The organism is Actinomadura luzonensis, from assembly GCF_022664455.2.
Taxonomy (GTDB): domain Bacteria; phylum Actinomycetota; class Actinomycetes; order Streptosporangiales; family Streptosporangiaceae; genus Nonomuraea; species Nonomuraea luzonensis.
Genome location: NZ_JAKRKC020000001.1, coordinates 4782824 through 4802750, shown reverse-complemented (window position 1 = coordinate 4802750; position 19927 = coordinate 4782824). Strand labels below are relative to the sequence as shown.

Genomic DNA, 19927 nt, shown 5'->3' with positions numbered 1-19927 from the left:
ATGGCCCGAGGACTGCTCTCCGCCTTCGCCGGCGCCGCCATCGGCGCCGTCGCCGCCCGCGCCGCCTACGCCGCGTTCACCCGCAACCGCCGTCCCGACGACCTGACCGGCCGCTGGACGCGCAAGAACCACCGCGGCGAACCGCTCACCCTCCTGGAGGGCCCCGCGTTCGTGGCGGGGGCCGGCGCGGCGGCGGCGCTCACGCCCGGGCTGCCCGGCCGGCTGCGCCTGGCCGCACTCGTCGCGGGCGCCGGCAGCGGCGCGCTCGGCGCCTACGACGACCTGTACGGCACGACGTCCTCCAAGGGCTTCAAGGGCCACCTGACGGCGCTGGCCCGCGGCGAGGTCACCAGCGGCGCGGTGAAGATCCTCGGCATCGGCGCCACCGGGGTCGCCGCCGCGGCGCTCGCCGGCGGCGCCGGGCCGCTCGACACCCTGGTCAACGGCGCGGCCATCGCCGGCTCCGCGAACCTCGCCAACCTCTTCGACCTGCGTCCCGGCCGGGCCATCAAGGTCGGCCTGCTGGCCGGCGGGCCGCTGCTGGCCGCCTCGCTCCTGCGCGGCTCGCCCGCCGCCGCGGCGCTGGCCGCCGTGCCGCTCGGTGCCGCCGCCGCGCTGCTGCCCGACGACCTCGGCGAGCGCGCCATGCTGGGCGACGCCGGCGCCAACGCCCTCGGCGCGCTGCTCGGCCTGGCCGCGGTCACCCGCCTCGGCAGGCCCGGCCGGTACGTCCTGCTCGGCACCGTCGCGGCGCTCACCGCCGCCTCCGAGAAGATCAGCTTCACCAAGGTCATCGCGGGCAACCCGGTGCTCAACCGCATCGACATGCTCGGCCGCCGGCCCGTCGAGGCCGCCTGACCCCGGCGCGCGATTGTCGGTGCGGCCTGCCAGGATGATGTCCGCGCGGATGGCCCGCGCGGGGACCGGGGAGGCCGGATGCGAGCCGTGACGGCGCGAGGGGTGGCCGGTGGGGCGGTGCTCATCGGGGCCATCACCGTGCTCGCGCGCGTGGCGGGCTTCGCCAAGCAGTACGCCTTCGCGCAGACGGTCGGCACCAACTGCCTGGCGTCGGCGTACATGACGGCCAACCAGATCCCCAACATCGTCTTCGAGGTGGTCGTCGGCGGGGCGCTGGCCGGCATGGTCGTGCCGGTGCTCGCCGGGCCCGCCGGCGGCGACGAGGGCGAGCGCGAGCGGGCCGGGCGGATCGGGTCGGCGCTGCTGACCTGGGTCGTGGTGGTCCTGGTGCCGCTGGCGGTGCTCACCGCCCTGCTCGCCGGGCCGGTCATCGGGCTGTTCTTCGGGCCCGCGCTCGACGGCTGCCCCGACGTCGGGGCGGTCACGGCCGTCGCGACGCGCATGCTCGTCGTGTTCGCGCCGCAGATCCCGCTGTACGGCGTCGCCGTCGTGCTCTACGGGGTGCTGCAGGCGCATCACCGCTTCGCGGGCCCGGCGGTCGCGCCGCTGGTGTCCAGCATCGTGGTCATCGTGGCTTACCTGCTGTTCGTGCCGCTGAGCGGCGGCGACAGCGACCCCGCCGCCGAGCTGGGGCCGGCCGAGCTGGCGCTGTCCGTGGGCACCAGCCTCGGCGTGTTGTCGCTGGTGCTCACGGTGCTCGGGCCGGTGGCGCGGCTGGGGCTGCGGTGGCGGCCCGCGCTGCGCTTCCCCGACGGGGTGGCGGGGCAGGTGCGGCGGCTCGCGCTGGCGGGCGTCGCGGGGCTGCTGGCGCAGCAGGCGGCCATGATCGTGGTGCTGGTGCTGGCCAACAACGCGGTCGGCACCGGGGCCATCGCGGTCTACAACTACGCGTGGGCGATCTACCTGGTGCCGTACGCGGTGCTGGCCGTGCCCATCGCCACCAGCGCCTTCCCGCGGCTGTCGGCGCAGGCCGGCGAGCCGGAGGCGTTCGCGGGGCTGGCGGCCCGCACCACGCGGGCGGTGGTGCTGGTGTCAGGGCTGGCCGCCGGGGTGCTGGCGGCGGCCTCCGGCCCGGGGGCCGTGGTGTTCCTCGGGACGAAGAGCGACGTGCCCGCGGTGGAGCTGGCGCGGGCGGTCGCGCTGTTCGCGCCGGGGCTCGTGGGCTACGGGCTCATCGCCCACCTCAGCCGGGTCCTGTACGCGGCCGGGCGCGGCCGGGAGGCGGCCTCCGGCACCGTGGCCGGGTGGGTCGTGACGATGGTCGCCCAGGTCGTCTTCGCGGTGACGTTCCCGCAAGGCTGGAAGATCGGCGGGATGGCGCTGGGGATGAGCGCCGGCATGACCGCGGGCGGGGCGCTGCTGCTGGCCGCCGTGGTGCGGGCCCGGGGCCGTGGGGCGGCGGCGGGCCTCGGACGGGCCCTGGGCGCGGCGGCCGGGGGCGGGGTGCTGGGGTGTCTCGCCGGGGGCGCCGTGGCGGGGTGGCTCGGGGCGCAGGGGCTGTGGGCGAACGTGTGGGCCGCGGTGCTCGCCGTGGTGGTCGCCGCCGTGGTGGCGCTGGTGGTGGGGGGCGTGGTCGTGGCCGCGGTGGATCGGGCGGACGCGCGGGCGGTGACGGGAATGCTACGGCGGTGAAGGTGAGCCGGTGGCTCGGTGCCCAGGAGGTGCCAGTGCAGGTCCATGACGGAATCAGGCTGGGAGAGGTGGGGGCGTGCGGGTGGCGTTCGTGCTGGGCACCACGTCCGGCGGTACGGGGCGGCATGTGCGGATGCTGGCCGAGGGGCTGACGCGGCGAGGGCACCGGGTGCTGGTGGCCGGGCCGCGCAGCGTCGAGGAGCAGTTCGCGTTCGGGGCGGTGGGGGCGCGTTTCGCCGAGGTGTCCGTGTCCGACCGGCCCCACCCCGCGAACGACCTGCGCGCGGTCCTGGCGATCCGCCGGGTCACGCGGAACGCCGACGTCGTGCACGCCCACGGGCTGCGGGCCGGGGCGCTGGCGGCGCTCGGGGCGCTCGGGGCGTGGCGGCGGCGTCGCCGGACGCTGGTCGTGACGCTGCACAACGCGCTGACCGCGGGCGGGTTCGTCGGGTTCGTGTACGGGGTGCTGGAGCGGATCGTGGCACGGCGGGCCGATCGGGTGCTGGTGGTCTCGCCCGACCTGGGCGAGCGCATGACACGGCTGGGCGCGCGGGACGTACGGGCCGCCGTGGTGCCCGCGCCGCCGTTGCGTCCCGCCGGACGGACGCCGCAGGAGGTGGCGGACGAGCTGGGGGCGGGGGAGCGGCCGATCCTGCTGACGATCGCCCGGCTGGCCCAGCAGAAGGGACTGGAGACCCTGCTCGACGTCGCCGCCGGACCCTGGAACGGGACCCGGGAAGAGGGCGAGGCCGCACCCAGGCAGCACGGGAGCCTGGAGCGTGAGGACGCTGGGCCCGCGGTGGCGGGATCGGGGATGGCGGGGCTCCAGGGAACGGGGCTGGGGAGGGCGGAACGCGAGGCCGTGGGGTCTGAGGCTGCGTCGGGGCCGGAAGAGTTGCGGTCTGCGGGGTTGCGGCCTGAGGAGAACGCCGGGGGGACAGGGGCTGGGGCCGCGCAGTCGGGGGCGGTGAGGGCCGGCGCAGCGGATCCTGGGACGGTGGGTTCTGAGGCGGAGGGTCCTCAGGGGGCGGGTTCTGCGGCGGCTGGTGGGGCGGTGGGTTCTGAGGCGGCGGATTCTGGGGCTGGGGCGGTGCGGGCTGAGGCAGTGCGGGGCGGGGGCGTGGGAGGCCGGGGAATGGAGAGGGGGAGTGGGCGGGGGTGGCCATTGTTCGTGATCGCGGGGGAAGGGCCGTTGCGGGGAGAGCTGGAACGGCGGATCGCCGCCGAGGGGTTGCCGGTGAAGCTGCTCGGCAACCGCGATGACGTGCCCGATCTGCTCGGCGCGGCGACCGCCGTGGTGACCGCGGCCCGCTGGGAAGGCCAGCCGCTCAGCATCAGGGAGGCACTCATGGCCGGAAAACCGGTGATTGCCACCGCTGTAGGGGGAATCCCAGAGATTGTGGGAGATGCCGGGATTCTCGCCCCCTACGGGGACGTTCACGCGCTGCGCGAGGCGGTGCGGACGTTGCTGGAGGAGCCCGGGACCGCGGAAAGGCTGGCGGCGGCGGCCGTGCGGCGAGGACGGGAGATGCCCGGCGGCGACGATGCCGTGGAGAGCGTCCTGGGCGTGTACGGAGCGTCAAGATCCACGGGATGATTAGGTGGGGTTAAGGCGTTCTCATATACTGCCTGGGTTAGGGAGGGGAGTATCCCTTCGCGACAGCCTCGTCATCACGGTGCAGCCCCGCTCCATGGGGCCCCCGGGGCTGCCGGTCCGCGGTTTCGGCGGGCGGGAGAGACCTCCGGCACTGAGTCCTGCATGCCGGAGGGTTAAGAGACGTGATGGTACCCGTATGGGCCTGGATCGCCGTGATCGGCGGGCTTCTCCTGGTGCTCGCCATCGATTTGTGGATCGTGGACCGCGGGGAGGCGCGCGAGTTCTCCATGCGGCAGGCCGGGTACTGGGTGACGTTCTACGTCATCCTGGCCATCGCGTTCGGCGTGTTGTTGTGGAGCACGTTCGGCCCTGACAAGGCCGGGGAGTTCTTCGCCGGCTACATCACCGAATACAGTCTGAGCGTCGACAACCTGTTCGTCTTCTTCATCATCATGAGCAGGTTCGCGGTGCCGCGGGCGTACCAGCACAAGGTGCTGCTCGTCGGCATCCTGCTCGCGCTGGTCATGCGGGGCATCTTCATCGCGCTCGGCGCCGCGGCGCTGGAGCGGTTCAGCTGGCTGTTCTACGTCTTCGGCGCCTTCCTGGTCTACACGGCGGTCAACATCGTCCGCCAGCACCTCAAGGGCGAGGAGGAGGAGTTCAACGAGAACATCCTGCTGCGCTGGGTGCGCAAGGCCTTCCCGACCACCGAGGGGTACGCCGGGTCGAAGGTCACCGTGAAGATCGACGGGCGGCGCATGGTCACCCCGATGCTCATCGTGATGGTCGCCATCGGCACCACCGATCTGCTCTTCGCGCTGGACTCGATTCCCGCGATCTTCGGGCTCACCAAGGACCCCTTCATCGTCTTCACGGCCAACGCGTTCGCCCTGATGGGGCTGCGTCAGCTGTACTTCCTGCTGGGTGGTCTGCTGCAGCGGCTGGTCTACATCAGCTACGGTTTGGCGTTCATTCTCGGGTTCATCGGGGTTAAGCTGGTAATGGAGGCGTTGCACGCCAGCCATGTCTCCTGGGCGCCCGAAATTCCCATCTGGGTCTCGCTCACGGTCATCGGCGCGACCATGGTCATTGTCACCGTGGCCAGCCTGATCAAAGCCCGCATCGACGCGCGCAAGGGCGAGGAACCGCATCCTGAGCAGGTCTAGCGAAAAGGGCTTCGAGGCGCTTTGCTTTGTGTAGTTGCGCCGTGTCATAGTTGCGAGTTCTGTAACATCACGGCAAAGCGCCCAGTCCAGTCACCACCAAAGGTTGTACGTGTCAGACGATTCTGCTAAGCCGAGCCGCATCCGGCTCGCACGCGGGGTCTCCCCGTGGCTTCTCCCGACGGCGGCCACGGCGGCCGCCACCGCGCTGCTGACGCGCAAGGACCGGCGATGGGCGCTTGCGGCGGTGCCGCTGAGCGCGCTCACCGGGGGCATGCTCTGGTTCTTCCGCGACCCCGACCGCACGCCGGGCGAGGGCCGCGTCCTGTCGCCGGCCGACGGCGTGGTGCAGAGCATCGACCCGTGGCCCGACGGCCGCACCCGGGTCGCCATCTTCATGAGCCCGCTGAACGTGCACGTCAATCGGGCACCCCTTGCGGGAAATGTCGCCTCCGTGCAGCATGTGGCAGGTGGGTTCCTGCCGGCGTTCAACAAGGACAGCGACCAGAACGAGCGCGTGGTGTGGCATTTCGAGACCACGCTGGGCGACATCGAGATGGTGCAGATCGCGGGCGCGGTCGCGCGCAGGATCGTGCCGTACCTGAGCGCGGGCGCCAAGGTCGCCCAGGGCGAGCGGATCGGGCTCATCCGGTTCGGCTCCCGCGTCGACATCTACCTTCCCGAAGGGATCTCGCCCGCGGTGTCCGTGGGCGAGAAGACGGTTGCGGGGGTGACCAGAATTGACCGCGGCTGACGCCGGCAGCTGGCAGGCGGACGAGGAAGAGCCGCGCGGCCCGGTCGGCAAGGCCTTCCGCCTGTCCGCGGCCGACTCGCTCTCCCTCGGCAACGCGGTCTGCGGCTTCCTCGCGGTGTGCGTGCTCGCGTACTCCGCCATCCAGCAGCTCCAGGTCGCGGGCGGGCGGTTCACGCCCGATCCGAGCTACTTCGCCACCGCGATCGTGCTGCTGCTCATCGGCGCCACGTGCGACCTGTTCGACGGCCTCGTGGCGCGGCGCTTCCGCGCCTCGGCCATGGGCGCCGAGCTCGACAACCTCGCCGACGTCATCAGCTTCGGGTTCGCGCCCGCGTTCATGGTGGTGATCTGGGGCGGGTTCACCGCGCAGGTGCCGTTCACGGCGGTGCTCGTGGCGGCGGCGTCCGTGCTGGTCGCGGGCGTGGTGCGGCTGGCCAGGTTCGCCTGCGTCAAGACCAAGAGCGGCGACTTCATGGGCCTGCCCATCCCGATGGGCGCGATGACGGTGATCTCGATCGTGCTGCTGTTCCAGCCGAGCATCTGGACGCTGGCCGGCATCCTCGGCGTGGCCTGGCTCATGGTCAGCCGCATCGAGTACCCGAAGCCGAAGGGGCAGCTGGCCGCGGTCGTCCTCGGCTGGATCATGGTCAACGTGGCCTTCCTCACCTTCTGGGTGGCCTGGCCCGAGGGCGGCGACTTGCCGATCAAGATCGGTGCGACCATGCAGATCGCGCTCGTGGCGGCGATCCCGCTGCGGGTGATGTTCTACAAGCGGGAGCAGCGGCGCGAAGCCAAGCGAATCCACTACTGAGCGGGATTTTTCGGCATACTTCGGCTTTGATGGAGCCATGTCGGCTACGCCGCGCGAGCACACGCGCACGTACTATCTCGGCAAGCTGGCCACGGAGCTGGAGCAGCGCGGGCTGACGGCGACGCTCCGGCCGTACCCGCCCGCGCTGCGGATCTGCGACCCCGACACCGCCATGCTGGCGGAGACGGTGGACTGCGTGCCGCTGTCGGAGGGCTGGTTCTACCGGTGGTCGTGGGGCGAGCTGGTGGGCGTCACGGACGACCCGGGCCTCGCCGCCGACCGCATCATGCATGTCCTTTCGGGCCGATGACGCTCTTTCGGATTCCTGGCTGCCTTCGGGGGCGCGCTGACGGCGGACGCGGTGTCGTTAGAGCGGTGTCGTTAGAGCGGCGTCGTTAGAGCGGTGTCGTTAGAGCGGTGTCGTTAGAGCGGGCGGTCGCGGCTCGGCGTTCGTGACCCATCGGTCCTGGTCCGTACGCGCCGCCGTGGCCGCCACCCGCCGCACTTCGGCGGGCGGCCCTCCAGGGGCACGGCGGCTGACCCTGCACCGGCTGAGCGCCGCGACGATCACGCCCGCGGCACCCGGCGCCGTGGCGCCTGCCGGCCGTGCCCCCCAGGGCTCCTACCAGCCCCTGGCCTTCCACTCCGGCAGCGACGGCCGCTCGGCGCCGAGCGTGGTGTCCTTGCCGTGGCCCGGGTAGACCCAGGTCTCGTCGGGCAGGCGGTCGAAGACGCGCGTGACCACGTCGTCGTAGAGCTGCTCGAAGCGCTCGGCGTCCTGCCACGTGTTGCCGACGCCTCCGGGGAACAGCGAGTCGCCGGTGAACAGGTGCGGGCCGGCCTCGCCGCCGTCGTACAGCAGGGCGATGGAGCCGGGCGTGTGGCCGCGCAGGTGGATGACCTCCAGCGAGCAGTCGCCCAGCGGGATCGTGTCGCCGTGCTCGACCGTGCGGTCGGCGGGCAGCGGCAGGGCGGGGGCGTCGAGCGGGTGGGCGATCACCTGGGCGCCGGTGACCTTGGCCACCTGTTCCAGCGCCTGCCAGTGGTCGCCGTGCTGGTGGGTCGTGACGATCGCGCCGACCGGCTGGTCGGAGATGAGGGCGAGCAGCCGGTCGGGCTCGGCGGCGGCGTCGATGAGCAGGCCGTCGCCGGTCGCCGTGCAACGCAGCAGGTAGGCGTTGTTGTCGTACGGGCCGACGGCGAGCTTGCAGATGGTGAGCGCGGGCAGCTCGCGCACGTCGGCGGGACCGCCGACCTGGACGTCACCTGTGTAGGTCATGGATAGTCCTTCGGGGGCGTCGCGGGCAGATCAGCGGGGGCCGGCATCGTCAGCCACGGCGGCGGCGCGGGAAGGCCCACCCCCGCGGGGCCTGGCATGAACGGCTGCCCCACGGGCACCAGACTAACCCCCTCGCCCCTCGATCTCCCGGTCAGCCAGGCCAGCATGTCGGCCGGCGTGCCCTCCACGGCGGGGCCCTGCCCCAGGCCGGGCCGGATCTCCAGCATCTCCCGGCCGCGCGAGCGCCGCCGCAGGTGCAGCTCGCCGATCGCGCTGCGCTCGCGCGGCCAGCAGCGCAGGCAGTCGTGCAGCTCGCGGCGCACGAACTCCTCCGGCCAGTCGGCGGGGCCGTACCCGGCGTCGAGGTCCACATGGTGGACGCCGACCTCGCGCAGCCGGCGCACCAGGACGTACCAGGCCGGGTGCGGCGGCGGGCGCATGCCCTCGACCTGGGCCTGCCACGCCGCGTCCGGCATGCCGCGGACGGCGGCCGCGAAGCGTTCGGCGCCCTCCTCCAGCTCGGCCAGCAGGCGGGCGGCGGGCAGGGACGCGGCGGCCTCGACCGCCTCCTCCCTGGCCTGCGCGGAGGGGTACTGCGGGGTGCGGACACCGGTGGCCGCCCAGGTCAGGAGGTTGACGTAGGAGTCGGCGTTCTGGGCGAGGTGGGCCAGCACGTGGCCCCTGGTCCAGCCGGGCAGCAGGGAAGGGGCGGTCACGTCGGCGTCGGAGAGCGCGGCGGCCGTGGCCAGCAGCCGGCCGGTGGCCGAGGCCAGCTCGGCCCGCAGCGCGGGGAGGACGGTCATGTCTTGATATTTCATCATCTAGGGTTTTTAGGGAGATGCGGGGCATAAAAGCGCAGGTCAAGGCGTTGACCGCAGAAGGCCGCCTGTCGACCCGCTGGATGGCCGTAACCTGTGAGGGACGGATTTTCGGGGGCCGCGCAGCGGGCCGCCGAAATTGTCGGAGCCCCCGTCTACCATCCCCCGTGGACCTATCCGCCTTTCGAGTACCGGGATCGCCGTGGCCGACCGCCTGATCGTGCGTGGTGCACGAGAACACAACCTCAAGGACGTCTCGCTCGATCTGCCGCGAGACTCGCTGATCGTCTTCACCGGCCTCTCCGGCTCGGGCAAGTCGAGCCTGGCCTTCGACACGATCTTCGCTGAGGGCCAGCGGCGTTACGTCGAGTCGCTGTCGGCGTACGCCCGCCAGTTCCTCGGCCAGATGGACAAGCCCGACGTCGACTTCATCGAGGGCCTGTCGCCCGCGGTGTCGATCGACCAGAAGTCCACCAGCAAGAACCCCCGCTCCACCGTCGGCACCATCACCGAGGTCTACGACTACCTGCGGCTGCTGTGGGCGCGCATCGGCAAGCCGCACTGCCCCGTGTGCCGCCGGCCGATCGCCCGCCAGACGCCGCAGCAGATCGTCGACCGCGTGATGGACCTCGACGAGGGCACCCGCTTCCAGGTGCTCGCGCCGGTCGTGCGCGGGCGCAAGGGCGAGTACGCCGAGCTGTTCCGCGAGCTGCAGACCAAGGGCTTCGCCCGGGCCAGGGTCGACGGCACGGTCGTGCGGCTGGAGGAGCCGCCGACGCTGAAGAAGTACGAGAAGCACGACATCGAGGTCATCGTCGACCGCCTGTCGGTCAAGGAGTCCGCCCGCCGCCGGCTCAACGACTCGGTCGAGACCGCGCTGCAGCTGTCCGGCGGCACGATCACGCTCGACTTCGTCGACCTGCCCGAAGGCGACCCGGGCCGCGAGCGGTTCTACTCCGAGCACCTCTACTGCCCCTACGACGACCTGTCGTTCGAGGAGCTGGAGCCGCGCTCGTTCTCCTTCAACTCCCCGTTCGGCGCCTGCCCCGAGTGCACCGGCCTCGGCACCAAGATGGAGGTCGACCCCGACCTGGTGGTGCCCGACCCCGAGCGCACGCTGCGCGACGGCGCCCTGCACCCGTGGTCCGGCGGCCACACCAGCGAATACTTCCTGCGCATGATCGAGGCGCTGGGCGCCACCATGGGCTTCAACCTCGACACCCCGTGGGAGAAGCTGCCGAAGAAGGCGCAGAAGGCGCTGCTGTACGGCTACGACCAGCAGGTCCACGTCCGCTACAGCAACCGCTACGGCCGCCAGCGCGCCTACTACACCGACTACACCGGCGTCATCACCTGGGTGCAGAAGCGGCATGCCGAGGCGGAGAGCGACTCCAGCCGCGAGCGCTTCGAGGGCTACATGCGGGAGATCCCGTGCCCGGCCTGCAAGGGCGCCCGGCTCAAGCCGGTCACCCTGGCCGTGACGGTGGCCGACCGGTCCATCGCCGACGTCGCCGCCATGTCGATCGGCGAGTGCGCGCAGTTCCTGGGCGAGCTCAAGCTGTCCGACCGCGACATGCACATCGCCGAGCGGGTGGTCAAGGAGATCAACGCCCGGCTGGGGTTCCTGCTCGACGTCGGCCTCGACTACCTCACCATGGACCGCGCGGCCGCCACCCTCGCGGGCGGCGAGGCGCAGCGCATCCGGCTGGCCACGCAGATCGGCTCCGGCCTGGTCGGCGTCCTGTACGTGCTGGACGAGCCGTCCATCGGCCTGCACCAGCGCGACAACCTGCGCCTGCTCGACACCCTCGTCAGGCTGCGCGACATGGGCAACACGCTCATCGTCGTCGAGCACGACGAGGACACCATCGCCGCCGCCGACTGGGTGGTCGACATCGGGCCCGGCGCGGGCGAGCACGGCGGCCAGGTGGTCGTGTCCGGCACCGTCCAGGACCTGCTGACCAGCGAGGAGTCGCTGACCGGCCAGTACCTGTCGGGCCGGCGCAGCATCACCGTGCCCGCCGGGCGGCGCAAGCGCGACAAGAAGCGGCAGATCACCGTCAAGGGCGCGCGCGAGCACAACCTGAAGGGCGTCGACATCGACTTCCCGCTCGGCGTGTTCACCGCCGTCACCGGCGTGTCGGGGTCGGGCAAGTCGACGCTGGTCAACGACATCCTCTACAACGCGCTGGCCAAGGAGCTCAACGGGGCGCGCACGGTGCCGGGCCGGCACTCCCGCATCAACGGCATGGACCTCGTGGACAAGGTCGTCCACGTCGACCAGTCGCCGATCGGGCGCACCCCGCGCTCCAACCCGGCCACCTACACCGGCGTCTTCGACCATGTCCGCAAGCTGTTCGCGGCCACGACCGAGGCGAAGGTGCGCGGCTACCAGCCGGGGCGCTTCAGCTTCAACGTCAAGGGCGGGCGCTGCGAGGCGTGCGCGGGCGACGGCACCATCAAGATCGAGATGAACTTCCTGCCCGACGTCTACGTCCCCTGCGAGGTCTGCCACGGCGCCCGCTACAACCGGGAGACGCTGGAGGTCCACTACAAGGGCAAGACGATCGCCGAGGTCCTGGACATGCCGATCGAGGAGGCGCTGGGCTTCTTCGACGCCATCCCCGCGATCCGCCGCCACCTGCAGACGCTCAACGACGTGGGGCTCGGCTACGTCCGGCTCGGCCAGCCGGCCACCACGCTGTCCGGCGGCGAGGCGCAGCGCGTCAAGCTCGCCTCCGAGCTGCAGCGGCGGCAGACCGGCCGGACCATCTACGTCCTCGACGAGCCCACCACCGGCCTGCACTTCGAGGACATCCGCAGGCTGCTCGGGGTGCTCGGCCGGCTGGTCGACGGCGGCAACACCGTCATCGTCATCGAGCACAACCTCGACGTCATCAAGACGGCCGACTGGATCATCGACATGGGGCCCGAGGGCGGCTCGCGCGGCGGCACGCTCGTCGCCGCCGGCACGCCGGAGGAGGTCGCGCTGGTCGAGGAGAGCCACACGGGGCGGTTCCTCCGCAAGATCCTGTCCGTCTGAGCAGCCCGTGCCGGCCGGGCGTCCGGCGAGCGGAGCCCGCGTCCGGGGATCGACCCGGACGCGGGACCGACGGGGTGCGGCGCTACGGTTATGGCACGGGTAACGGCCTGACCTGCAGGGGGTCAGCGGCGACGCGAAGGGTCGAGGCGATCATGACAGGTACGGAGCGGGGCGTAGCCATGCCTGGCGACGGGGTGCTTCCCCGGGACGGGAACGGGGCAGGGCGCGGGCCGGGGCACAGTCCGGGGCACAGTCCGGGGCACGGCCCGGGGCATGGGGCGGGGCTTGGGCGGCGGGAGGCGCTGGGGGTGGCCGGGGTCGCCGTGTGCGGCGTGGCGCTCGCGGGCTGCGGCTCGGGCGGCGCGCAGGCCAAGCCCAGCCTCAAGGGGCAGGTCATCGCCAAGACGGCCGACGTGCCGGTGGGCGGCGGCAAGCTCATCAGCGACCTCAAGGTCGTGGTGACGCAGCCGTCGCAGGGCGTCTTCAAGGCGTTCAGCGCGGCCTGCACGCACAAGGGCTGCACCGTCGGCACTCCCAAGGACAACGTCATCAGGTGCGCCTGCCACGGCAGCGAGTTCGCCGCCGAGAGCGGCGCGGCCACCAAGGGGCCCGCCACCGCGCCGCTGACCGCCATCGAGGTGAAGGTCGTCGGCGACGGCATCGTGGTCGCCTGAGCAGGTATTTCTACGTGGTCACCCGGATTGGGGCCAGGCACGATGAACCGGCGCGAGGGCGCTGGCCGTACCTGAAGTAGAACCAAACTGGGAGGACGCACCATGACGGATACGACGCGCCGGAATGTGATGCTGGGCGCCGGAGGCGCCGGGCTCGCGGCGTTCCTGACGGCGTGCGCGAGCTATGGCACGCCGACGACCGACGCGAGCGCGGCGCCCGCCGACGAGCCGGCCGACGAGGCGTCGTCCGCGGCGCCCAAGAAGAAGTCCGCCGCCAAGGGCAAGGCCCTGGCCGACACCTCCGACATCGAGGTGGGCGGCGGCAAGGTGTTCGAGGCGCAGAAGATCGTGGTCACGCAGCCGACGGAGGGCGACTTCAAGGCGTTCACGGCGGTCTGCACCCATGCGGGCTGCACGGTCGCCACCGTTCAGAACAAGACGATCAACTGCCCGTGCCACGGCAGCAAGTTCAGCATCGAGGACGGCTCGGTGGCCAACGGGCCCGCGTCCGAGCCGCTCAAGGAGAAGAAGATCACGGTGGACGGCGGCAAGATCCGCCTCGCCTGACGGCGCCTGGGCCGTCTCTCATGCGCGTCTCATGAATTTCTCACCTGCCTGCGGTTGGGTGATCCGCATGGGAGATGACCTTCGTAGCCGACGGGCAGTGATAGCGGGCGTCGGCGCAGGTGGCCTCACACTGGCCCTCGCGGCCTGTGGCGGCGGCACCGACACGGCGACCGGCGGCGATGCCACCGGATCGGCGGCACCTCAGTCCAGCGCCGGTGAGTCCAGCGCGCCGCAGGCCGGCGGCGCCCTGGCCAAGACGGCCGACATCCCGGTGGGAGGCGGCACGGTCTTCAAGGATCAGAAGATCGTGGTCGTGCAGCCCACCGAGGGGCAGTTCAAGGCGTTCAGCGCGGTCTGCACGCACAAGGGGTGCCTGGTCGGCAGCGTCGACGGCGGCGCCATCGTCTGTCCGTGCCACAACAGCAAGTTCAACATCACGGACGGAGCGGTCGCGGGCGGGCCCGCCGAGAAGCCGCTGCCGGAGCAGGCGATCAAGGTCGACGGCGACCAGATCACGCTGGCCTAGATCAGCTCATGCCGGCCGCCGGGTGCACCCGGCGGCGGACGCGGGTCCGCCAGGCGCGCGGGCGGGCCCGCGTCCGCGCGTCCGCCCGCTGTGCCGGGCCCGCGTCTGCCCGCTGTGCGGAGTCCGCGTCTGCCCGCTGTGCGGAGCCGTGCACGGGCTGTGCGGGGCTCGCGTGCGCGGGCTGCGCGGGCGGTCCGCGTCCGGCCGGATCTGTCGGTGCGGGCCATTAGGCTGCAGGCGTGGCTAGATCTGCGGGCAGTCCTCTGAGTTTCCGGCCGAAGCCGGGTTCGATCCCCGAGTCCCCGGGGGTCTACCGGTTCAGGGACGCGCACGGCCGGGTCATCTACGTCGGCAAGGCCAAGAGCCTGCGCCAGCGGCTCAACTCGTACTTCGCCGACTTCTCCGCGCTGCACCCGCGCACGCAGTCGATGCTGACCACCGCCGCCGGCGTCGACTGGACGGTCGTCGGCACCGAGGTCGAGGCGCTGCAGCTCGAATACTCCTGGATCAAGGAGTTCGACCCGCGCTTCAACGTCAAGTACCGCGACGACAAGTCCTACCCCTACCTCGCCGTGACCATGGGCGAGGACTTCCCGCGGGTGCAGGTCATGCGCGGCGCCAAGCGCAAGGGCACCCGCTACTTCGGCCCCTACTCGCACGCCTGGGCCATCCGGGAGACCGTCGACCTGCTGCTGCGGGTCTTCCCCGTACGCACGTGCAGCGCGGGTGTGTTCAAGCGGGCCGGGCAGATCGGCCGCCCCTGCCTGCTCGGCTACATCGACAAGTGCTCGGCGCCGTGCGTCGGCCGGGTCACCCCCGACGAGCACCGCGCGCTCGCCGAGGACTTCTGCGACTTCATGGCCGGCAACACCAGCCGTTTCATCAAGCGGCTGGAGAAGGAGATGCGCGACGCCGCCGCCGAGCAGGAGTACGAGCGCGCCGCCCGGCTCAGGGACGACATCCAGGCGCTGCAACGCGCGCTGGAGAAGCAGGCGGTCGTGCTCGGCGAGGGCACCGACGCCGACGTCATCGCCCTGGCCGAGGACCCGCTCGAAGCCGCCGTCATGGTCTTCTACGTGCGCGGCGGGCGCATCCGCGGCCAGCGCGGCTGGGTCGTCGACAAGGTCGAGGAGACCTCGCCGGGCGAGCTCGTGGAGCAGTTCCTGCTCCAGATGTACGCCGAGGCGAGCCCCGACTCCATGCCGCGCGAGGTGCTCGTCCCCGCCCTGCCGCCCGACCACGACGCGGTCGCCGAGCTGCTGAGCGAGCAGCGCCGGGCCCGGGTCGAGGTGCGCGTGCCGCAGCGCGGCGACAAGCGCACGCTCATGGAGACCGTCGAGCGCAACGCCAAGGAGTCGCTGGCCCAGCACAAGATCCGGCGCGCCAGCGACCTCACCACCCGCAGCAAGGCGCTCCAGGAGATCGCCGACGCCCTCGACCTCGACCAGGCGCCGCTGCGCATCGAGTGCTACGACGTCTCCCACCTGCAGGGCGAGAACGTCGTGGCGTCCATGGTCGTCTTCGAGGACGGGCTGGCGCGCAAGAGCGAATACCGGCGCTTCGCCGTCAGGACCAAGGAGGGCGACGTCGCCTCGATCCACGAGGTGATCCTGCGCCGCTTCCGCCGCTACCTCCAGGAACGCTCCGACACCGGCGAGCTGGTGCCCGACGAGCAGGAGGCCGCCGAGCGGGAGCTCGGCGGCGAGCAGGGCCTCGGGCCGGAGGAGGAGGGCGCGCACGGCCCCATCGACCCCGAGACGGGCCGGCCGCGCAAGTTCGCCTACCCGCCCAACCTGGTCGTCGTCGACGGCGCCGGCCCCCAGGCGGCCGCCGCCCAGCGGGCGCTCGACGAGCTCGGCATCGACGACGTGGCGGTGTGCGGGCTGGCCAAGCGGCTGGAGGAGGTGTGGCTGCCGGGCGACGACCAGCCGGTGATCATGCCGCGGTCGAGCGAAGGGCTCTACCTGCTGCAGCGGGTGCGTGACGAGGCCCACCGGTTCGCCATCACCTACCACCGCTCCAAGCGGTCGCGGACGGTGAAGGAGAGCGCGCTCGACGGCGTCCCCGGGCTCGGGCCGGCGCGGCGGCAGGCGCTGCTCAAGCACTTCGGGTCGGTGAAGAAGCTGCGGGAGGCGAGCGCGGCGGAGATCTGCGAGGTGCCCGGCATCGGGCCGGCCATCGCGGAGGTCATCGTGGCGACTCTGGCGGGCGCGTCGCCGCAGAGGGCGATGGCGGCAGGCGGCGTCCCGTCTGAGGGCGTCGTGTCTGAGAGCTTCTCGTCTGAGGGCGTCGTGTCTGAGGGCGTCTCGTCTGAGGGCGTCGTGTCTGAGGGCGTCTCGTCTGAGGGCGTCGTGTCTGAGGGCGGGTCGTCTGAGGGCGGGTCGTCTGAGGGCGGGTCGTCTGAAAGCGTCGTGCAGGAGGAAACCGCGTCCGCAAGCGCGGCCGGAGGTGTGGTGCCGGGGGAGGCCGTGTCCGGGGAGGCGGTGCCGAGGGGTGCCTTGTCGGAGGGGGCGGAGGTTCGGTGAAGGCGTGGCGGCGGGCCGGTGGGCGTGCCGGGGTCGCGTCGCGCTCCGCATTCGTCATGGTCCGCTATGGTGGATGGCGTGCTGCGATGACCGGGCCGGGCGTGCCGGACGGCCGCTGTGCGGGGAGCGCCCGGATCGCTGGGCCGGCGGGCGCCGCCGGCCGGGAAGGGCGTTGACATGGACAGCCGTGAGGGCAGTGCCGGTGAGCGGGCTGACGGGCGGGACGAGCAGATGAGCGCCGAGCCCGCCGCCACCCCCAACGAGCCGGCGTTCGTCATCGTGACCGGCATGTCCGGGGCCGGCCGCAGCACCGCGGCGAAGGCCCTGGAGGATCTGGGCTGGTTCGTCATCGACAACCTGCCGCCTGGGCTGCTGTTCGCGATGGCGGAGGAGGCCGGCAAGGTCAAGCTCGCCGCTGACAAGGTCGCCGCCGTGGTCGACGTGCGCAGCCTGGCCTTCACCACCGACCTCAACGCCGCCATCGAAGAGCTCGAGGGCCGCGGCGTCCGGGTGCGCGTGGTGTTCCTGGAGGCCAGCGACGAGGAGCTGGTGCGCCGGTTCGAGAACGTCCGGCGTCCCCACCCGTTGCAGGGCGAGGGGCGGCTGGTCGACGGCATCACCCGCGAACGCGGCATCCTGCGCGAGGTGCGGGCCAACGCCGACCTGGTGATCGACACCTCCTCGCACAACGTCCACGACCTGCGCAACAAGATCGTCGCCTACTTCGGCGGGGAGGACCGGCCGGGGCTGCGGCTCAACGTGGTGTCCTTCGGCTTCAAGTACGGGCTGCCGGTCGACGCCGACCTCGTCGTCGACTGCCGCTTCCTGCCGAACCCGCACTGGGTGCCCGAGCTGCGGCCGATGAACGGGCTCGACGCCCCCGTCAGCGAGTACGTGCTGGGACAGCCGGGCGCCAAGGAGTTCCTCGACGCGTACGAGGAGGTGCTCCAGGTGGTCGCGGCCGGATACGCGCGCGAGGGCAAGAGCTACGCGACGCTCGCGGTGGGCTGCACGGGCGGCAAGCACCGCAGCGTGGCCATGGCCGAGCAGGTCGCCGCCCGCCTGCGCGACCGCGGGATGGAGGTCCAGGTGAGCCACCGGGATGTGGGGCGGGAGTGACCGATGACGACGGCTTCGCGGCTACGACACCGCTTGTCCCGGCGGATGCGGCATCTCTTCTGAGCCATCACGAGGTCGGTGAGCGGGCGGTTGACGCGTCCGCGGATGAGAGGGTGACCGGCGGCCGCCCGCGTACGAGCCTGGGTGCGGGTGCGGGTGCGGGTGCGGGCCCCGGTCCGGGTGCGGGTCCGGGTGCCGGCGCCGGTCCGGGTGCCGGTCCGGGTGCCGGTCCGGGTGCGGGTGTCGGTCTGGGTGTGGGTTCGGCCGCAGGCATGGGCGTCGGTGCGGACGTGGATGCGAGCGCGGATGCGGGCGTGGATGCGGGCGTGGATGCGGGCGTGGATGCCGAGGCGGAGGCAGGTGCGGTTCGCGGGAGTGGGCCGCGCGTGGTGGCGCTCGGTGGCGGGCATGGGCTGTTCGCGTCCCTGTCGGCCTTACGGATGGTCACCGACGGGCTGACCGCGGTGGTGACCGTCGCCGACGACGGCGGGTCCAGCGGGCGGTTGCGTCGTGAGCTGGGCGTGCTCCCGCCCGGTGACCTGCGCATGGCGCTCGCCGCGCTGTGCGGCGACGACGAGTGGGGCAGCACCTGGAGCGAGGTGGTGCAGCACCGCTTCCGCAGCGAGGGCGAGCTGCACGGGCACGCCGTCGGCAACCTGCTGATCGTGGCGTTGTGGGAGCTGCTGGGCGATCCGGTGGCCGGGCTCGACTGGGTCGGGCGGCTGCTGGGCGCGCACGGGCGCGTCCTGCCGATGGCGTCCGTGCCGCTGGACATCGTGGCCGAGGTGGAGCTCGACGGCGTCACCTCGACCGTACGCGGGCAGGTGGCGTGCGCCCTGACGCCGGGCCGCGTCCAGGCGATCTCCCTGGTGCCCGAGGACCCGCCCGCGCGGCCCGAGGCCGTGACGGCGGTGCTGGAGGCCGACTGGGTGGTGTTCGGGCCCGGGTCGTGGTTCACCAGCGTGCTGCCGCACCTCAAGGTGCCCGAGCTGGCCAGGGCCCTGCACACGACGCGGGCCAGGCGCCTCGTCACGCTCAACCTGGCGCCGCAGGTCGGCGAGACCGACGACTTCTCCCCCCAGCAACACCTGGAGGTGCTCCGGCAGCACGCGCCCGACCTGTCGATCGACGTCGTCCTCGCCGACACCGGCGTGGTGGACGACCCCGACGCCCTGGAGAAGGCCGCGGCCGCCCTCGGCGCGCGACTGGTCATGGCGGACGTGGCCGCCCGCGACGGCTCGCCCAGGCACGACCCACGACGTCTTGCCTCCGTCCTGGACGAGATTTTCCTCCAGAAGCGTTGATCCTGGTCGGCGTGGCGCGAAGGTGCGAGAGACTGGCGTGAGCCGGTCTGAATGGGGGAGAGGACGAACGCTTATGGCGATGACAGGTGTGGTGAAAGACGAACTGAGCCGCCTGCCGGTGCTGAAGCCGTGCTGCCGCAAGGCCGAGGTTTCCACGCTGCTGCGGTTCGCCAGCGGCCTGCATCTGGTGGGCGGGCGGATCGTGATCGAGGCGGAGCTCGACACCAACGCCACCGCACGGCGCCTGATCAAGGACATCGGTGAGGTGTTCGGCCACAAGGCGGAGGTGCTCGTGCTCGCCCCCGCCGGCCTGCGCAAGGGCTCCCGCTACGTGGTGCGCGTCTACCGCGACGGCGAGGCGCTCGCCCGCCAGACGGGCCTCATCGACAACCACGGCCGCCCGGTGCGCGGGCTGCCGCGGCAGGTGGTGGCCGGGGCGGCGTGCGACGCGGAGGCGGCCTGGCGGGGGGCGTTCCTGGCACACGGCTCGCTCACCGAGCCGGGACGGTCGATGTCGCTGGAGGTGACCTGCCCGGGGCCGGAGGCGGCGCTGGCGCTGGTGGGCTCGGCGCGGCGGCTGAAGATCCACGCCAAGGCGCGCGAGGTGCGCGGCGTGGACCGGGTGGTCGTCCGCGACGGCGACGCGATCAGCGCGCTGCTGACCCGGCTGGGGGCGCACGACAGCGTGCTCGCCTGGGAGGAGCGGAGGATGCGCCGCGAGGTGCGGGCCACCGCCAACCGGCTGGCCAACTTCGACGACGCCAACCTGCGGCGCTCGGCCCGGGCCGCGGTCGCGGCGGGGGCGCGGGTGCAGCGGGCGCTGGAGATCCTCGGGGACGAGGCGCCCGAGCATCTCGTGGTGGCGGGGCGGCTGCGGGTGGAGCACAAGCAGGCGTCTCTGGAGGAACTGGGGCAGATCGCTGACCCGCCGCTGACCAAGGACGCCATTGCGGGGCGGATCCGGCGGTTGCTGGCCATGGCGGACAAGCGGGCGTCTGATCTGGGCATTCCTAACACTGAGGCCAATTTGACAGTGGACATGCTCGCTCCCTGAGCGGGTTCGTCCGCACGTGGGTGCGGGCGGGTGCGGGTGATGCTCGTCGCGTTCGCGCCCGGGGTGGAGAGGTGGCGTTTCCGCGTGTGGGGTGGGGTGCGCGGATCGTTGCTCTCCGGTCGTTCGTGGTGGTGGGTGCGTGC

Annotated in this window: 16 protein-coding genes and 1 pseudogene; 15 read left to right on the top strand and 2 right to left on the bottom strand. The window is 72.2% G+C overall.

The window, feature by feature from the left end; all coding sequences use genetic code 11:
- The 7 genes from MF672_RS22875 (at nucleotide 1) to MF672_RS22845 (ending at nucleotide 7185) form a co-directional block, all read left to right on the top strand.
- Nucleotides 1-858 carry a hypothetical protein gene (locus tag MF672_RS22875; protein WP_242373708.1) on the top strand — a complete coding sequence of 286 codons (858 nt, stop codon included), beginning with the start codon at nucleotides 1-3 and terminating at the stop codon, nucleotides 856-858.
- Between the two features lie 78 nt (nucleotides 859-936).
- Nucleotides 937-2550, top strand: coding sequence for a murein biosynthesis integral membrane protein MurJ (gene murJ, locus MF672_RS22870; protein ID WP_242373707.1), 1614 nt, complete (start codon nucleotides 937-939; stop codon nucleotides 2548-2550).
- Between the two features lie 76 nt (nucleotides 2551-2626).
- Nucleotides 2627-4147: a glycosyltransferase family 4 protein gene (locus MF672_RS22865; protein ID WP_242373706.1), complete on the top strand. Its 1521-nt coding sequence runs from the start codon at nucleotides 2627-2629 to the stop codon at nucleotides 4145-4147.
- Between the two features lie 185 nt (nucleotides 4148-4332).
- Nucleotides 4333-5313 carry a TerC family protein gene (locus tag MF672_RS22860; RefSeq protein ID WP_242373730.1) on the top strand — a complete coding sequence of 327 codons (981 nt, stop codon included), beginning with the start codon at nucleotides 4333-4335 and terminating at the stop codon, nucleotides 5311-5313.
- Between the two features lie 109 nt (nucleotides 5314-5422).
- Nucleotides 5423-6064, top strand: coding sequence for a phosphatidylserine decarboxylase (locus MF672_RS22855; protein ID WP_242373705.1), 642 nt, complete (start codon nucleotides 5423-5425; stop codon nucleotides 6062-6064).
- Complete coding sequence (pssA, locus tag MF672_RS22850) at nucleotides 6051-6875, top strand: CDP-diacylglycerol--serine O-phosphatidyltransferase (RefSeq protein ID WP_242373704.1); 825 nt, start codon at nucleotides 6051-6053, stop codon at nucleotides 6873-6875. Before MF672_RS22855 ends, pssA begins: the two co-directional genes overlap by 14 nt.
- A gap of 37 nt (nucleotides 6876-6912) precedes the next feature.
- Complete coding sequence (locus MF672_RS22845) at nucleotides 6913-7185, top strand: hypothetical protein (protein WP_242373703.1); 273 nt, start codon at nucleotides 6913-6915, stop codon at nucleotides 7183-7185.
- Between the two features lie 312 nt (nucleotides 7186-7497).
- Here the strand turns inward: MF672_RS22845 and MF672_RS22840 are convergent, their stop codons facing one another.
- Both MF672_RS22840 and MF672_RS22835 read right to left on the bottom strand, forming a co-directional pair.
- Nucleotides 7498-8154, bottom strand: a complete 657-nt coding sequence (locus MF672_RS22840) for an MBL fold metallo-hydrolase (protein ID WP_242373702.1) — start codon at nucleotides 8152-8154, stop codon at nucleotides 7498-7500.
- Nucleotides 8151-8957, bottom strand: coding sequence for a maleylpyruvate isomerase family mycothiol-dependent enzyme (locus MF672_RS22835; protein WP_242373701.1), 807 nt, complete (start codon nucleotides 8955-8957; stop codon nucleotides 8151-8153). The genes MF672_RS22840 and MF672_RS22835 overlap by 4 nt, the downstream gene beginning before the upstream one ends.
- Nucleotides 8958-9174: 217 nt before the next feature.
- Here MF672_RS22835 and uvrA point away from each other — a divergent pair, with 217 nt between their 5' ends.
- The 8 genes and pseudogenes from uvrA to whiA all read left to right on the top strand — a co-directional run bounded on the left by uvrA (nucleotide 9175) and on the right by whiA (nucleotide 19784).
- Complete coding sequence (gene uvrA / locus MF672_RS22830) at nucleotides 9175-12015, top strand: excinuclease ABC subunit UvrA (protein ID WP_242373700.1); 2841 nt, start codon at nucleotides 9175-9177, stop codon at nucleotides 12013-12015.
- A gap of 308 nt (nucleotides 12016-12323) precedes the next feature.
- A complete protein-coding gene (locus MF672_RS22825) occupies nucleotides 12324-12689 on the top strand; it encodes a Rieske (2Fe-2S) protein (RefSeq protein ID WP_242373699.1) in 366 nt (121 codons plus the stop codon).
- Between the two features lie 102 nt (nucleotides 12690-12791).
- Nucleotides 12792-13256, top strand: a complete 465-nt coding sequence (locus MF672_RS22820) for a Rieske (2Fe-2S) protein (protein WP_242373698.1) — start codon at nucleotides 12792-12794, stop codon at nucleotides 13254-13256.
- A gap of 67 nt (nucleotides 13257-13323) precedes the next feature.
- Nucleotides 13324-13782 (top strand): Rieske (2Fe-2S) protein, encoded by a 459-nt coding sequence (locus MF672_RS22815; protein WP_242373697.1) that lies wholly within the window; start codon nucleotides 13324-13326, stop codon nucleotides 13780-13782.
- Nucleotides 13783-14045: 263 nt separating this feature from the next.
- Nucleotides 14046-15986, top strand: a pseudogene (uvrC, locus tag MF672_RS22810) (excinuclease ABC subunit UvrC); the annotation flags it as partial.
- 552 nt (nucleotides 15987-16538) lie between these two features.
- On the top strand, nucleotides 16539-17426 hold the full coding sequence (gene rapZ, locus MF672_RS22805; RefSeq protein WP_242373729.1) for an RNase adapter RapZ: 888 nt from the start codon (nucleotides 16539-16541) through the stop codon (nucleotides 17424-17426).
- Nucleotides 17427-17812: 386 nt separating this feature from the next.
- The gene (locus tag MF672_RS22800) at nucleotides 17813-18730 is read left to right on the top strand and encodes a gluconeogenesis factor YvcK family protein (protein WP_242373696.1); all 918 of its coding nucleotides are present in this window, start codon (nucleotides 17813-17815) and stop codon (nucleotides 18728-18730) included.
- A 73-nt stretch (nucleotides 18731-18803) separates the two neighbouring features.
- Nucleotides 18804-19784, top strand: a complete 981-nt coding sequence (gene whiA / locus MF672_RS22795) for a DNA-binding protein WhiA (protein WP_026214667.1) — start codon at nucleotides 18804-18806, stop codon at nucleotides 19782-19784.
- Nucleotides 19785-19927: the final 143 nt, after the last annotated feature.

Excerpts from the sequence above, each read along its gene's own strand:
- MF672_RS22875 (WP_242373708.1), top strand. The coding sequence starts at position 1 with ATGGCCCGAGGACTGCTCTCCGCCTTCGCCGGCGCCGCCATCGGCGCC.
- murJ (WP_242373707.1), top strand. The coding sequence starts at position 937 with ATGCGAGCCGTGACGGCGCGAGGGGTGGCCGGTGGGGCGGTGCTCATC.
- MF672_RS22860 (WP_242373730.1), top strand. The coding sequence starts at position 4,333 with ATGGTACCCGTATGGGCCTGGATCGCCGTGATCGGCGGGCTTCTCCTG.
- MF672_RS22845 (WP_242373703.1), top strand. The coding sequence starts at position 6,913 with ATGTCGGCTACGCCGCGCGAGCACACGCGCACGTACTATCTCGGCAAG.
- MF672_RS22840 (WP_242373702.1), bottom strand. The coding sequence starts at position 8,154 with ATGACCTACACAGGTGACGTCCAGGTCGGCGGTCCCGCCGACGTGCGC.
- MF672_RS22835 (WP_242373701.1), bottom strand. The coding sequence starts at position 8,957 with ATGACCGTCCTCCCCGCGCTGCGGGCCGAGCTGGCCTCGGCCACCGGC.
- MF672_RS22820 (WP_242373698.1), top strand. The coding sequence starts at position 12,792 with ATGACGGATACGACGCGCCGGAATGTGATGCTGGGCGCCGGAGGCGCC.
- MF672_RS22815 (WP_242373697.1), top strand. The coding sequence starts at position 13,324 with ATGGGAGATGACCTTCGTAGCCGACGGGCAGTGATAGCGGGCGTCGGC.
- rapZ (WP_242373729.1), top strand. The coding sequence starts at position 16,539 with ATGAGCGCCGAGCCCGCCGCCACCCCCAACGAGCCGGCGTTCGTCATC.
- whiA (WP_026214667.1), top strand. The coding sequence starts at position 18,804 with ATGGCGATGACAGGTGTGGTGAAAGACGAACTGAGCCGCCTGCCGGTG.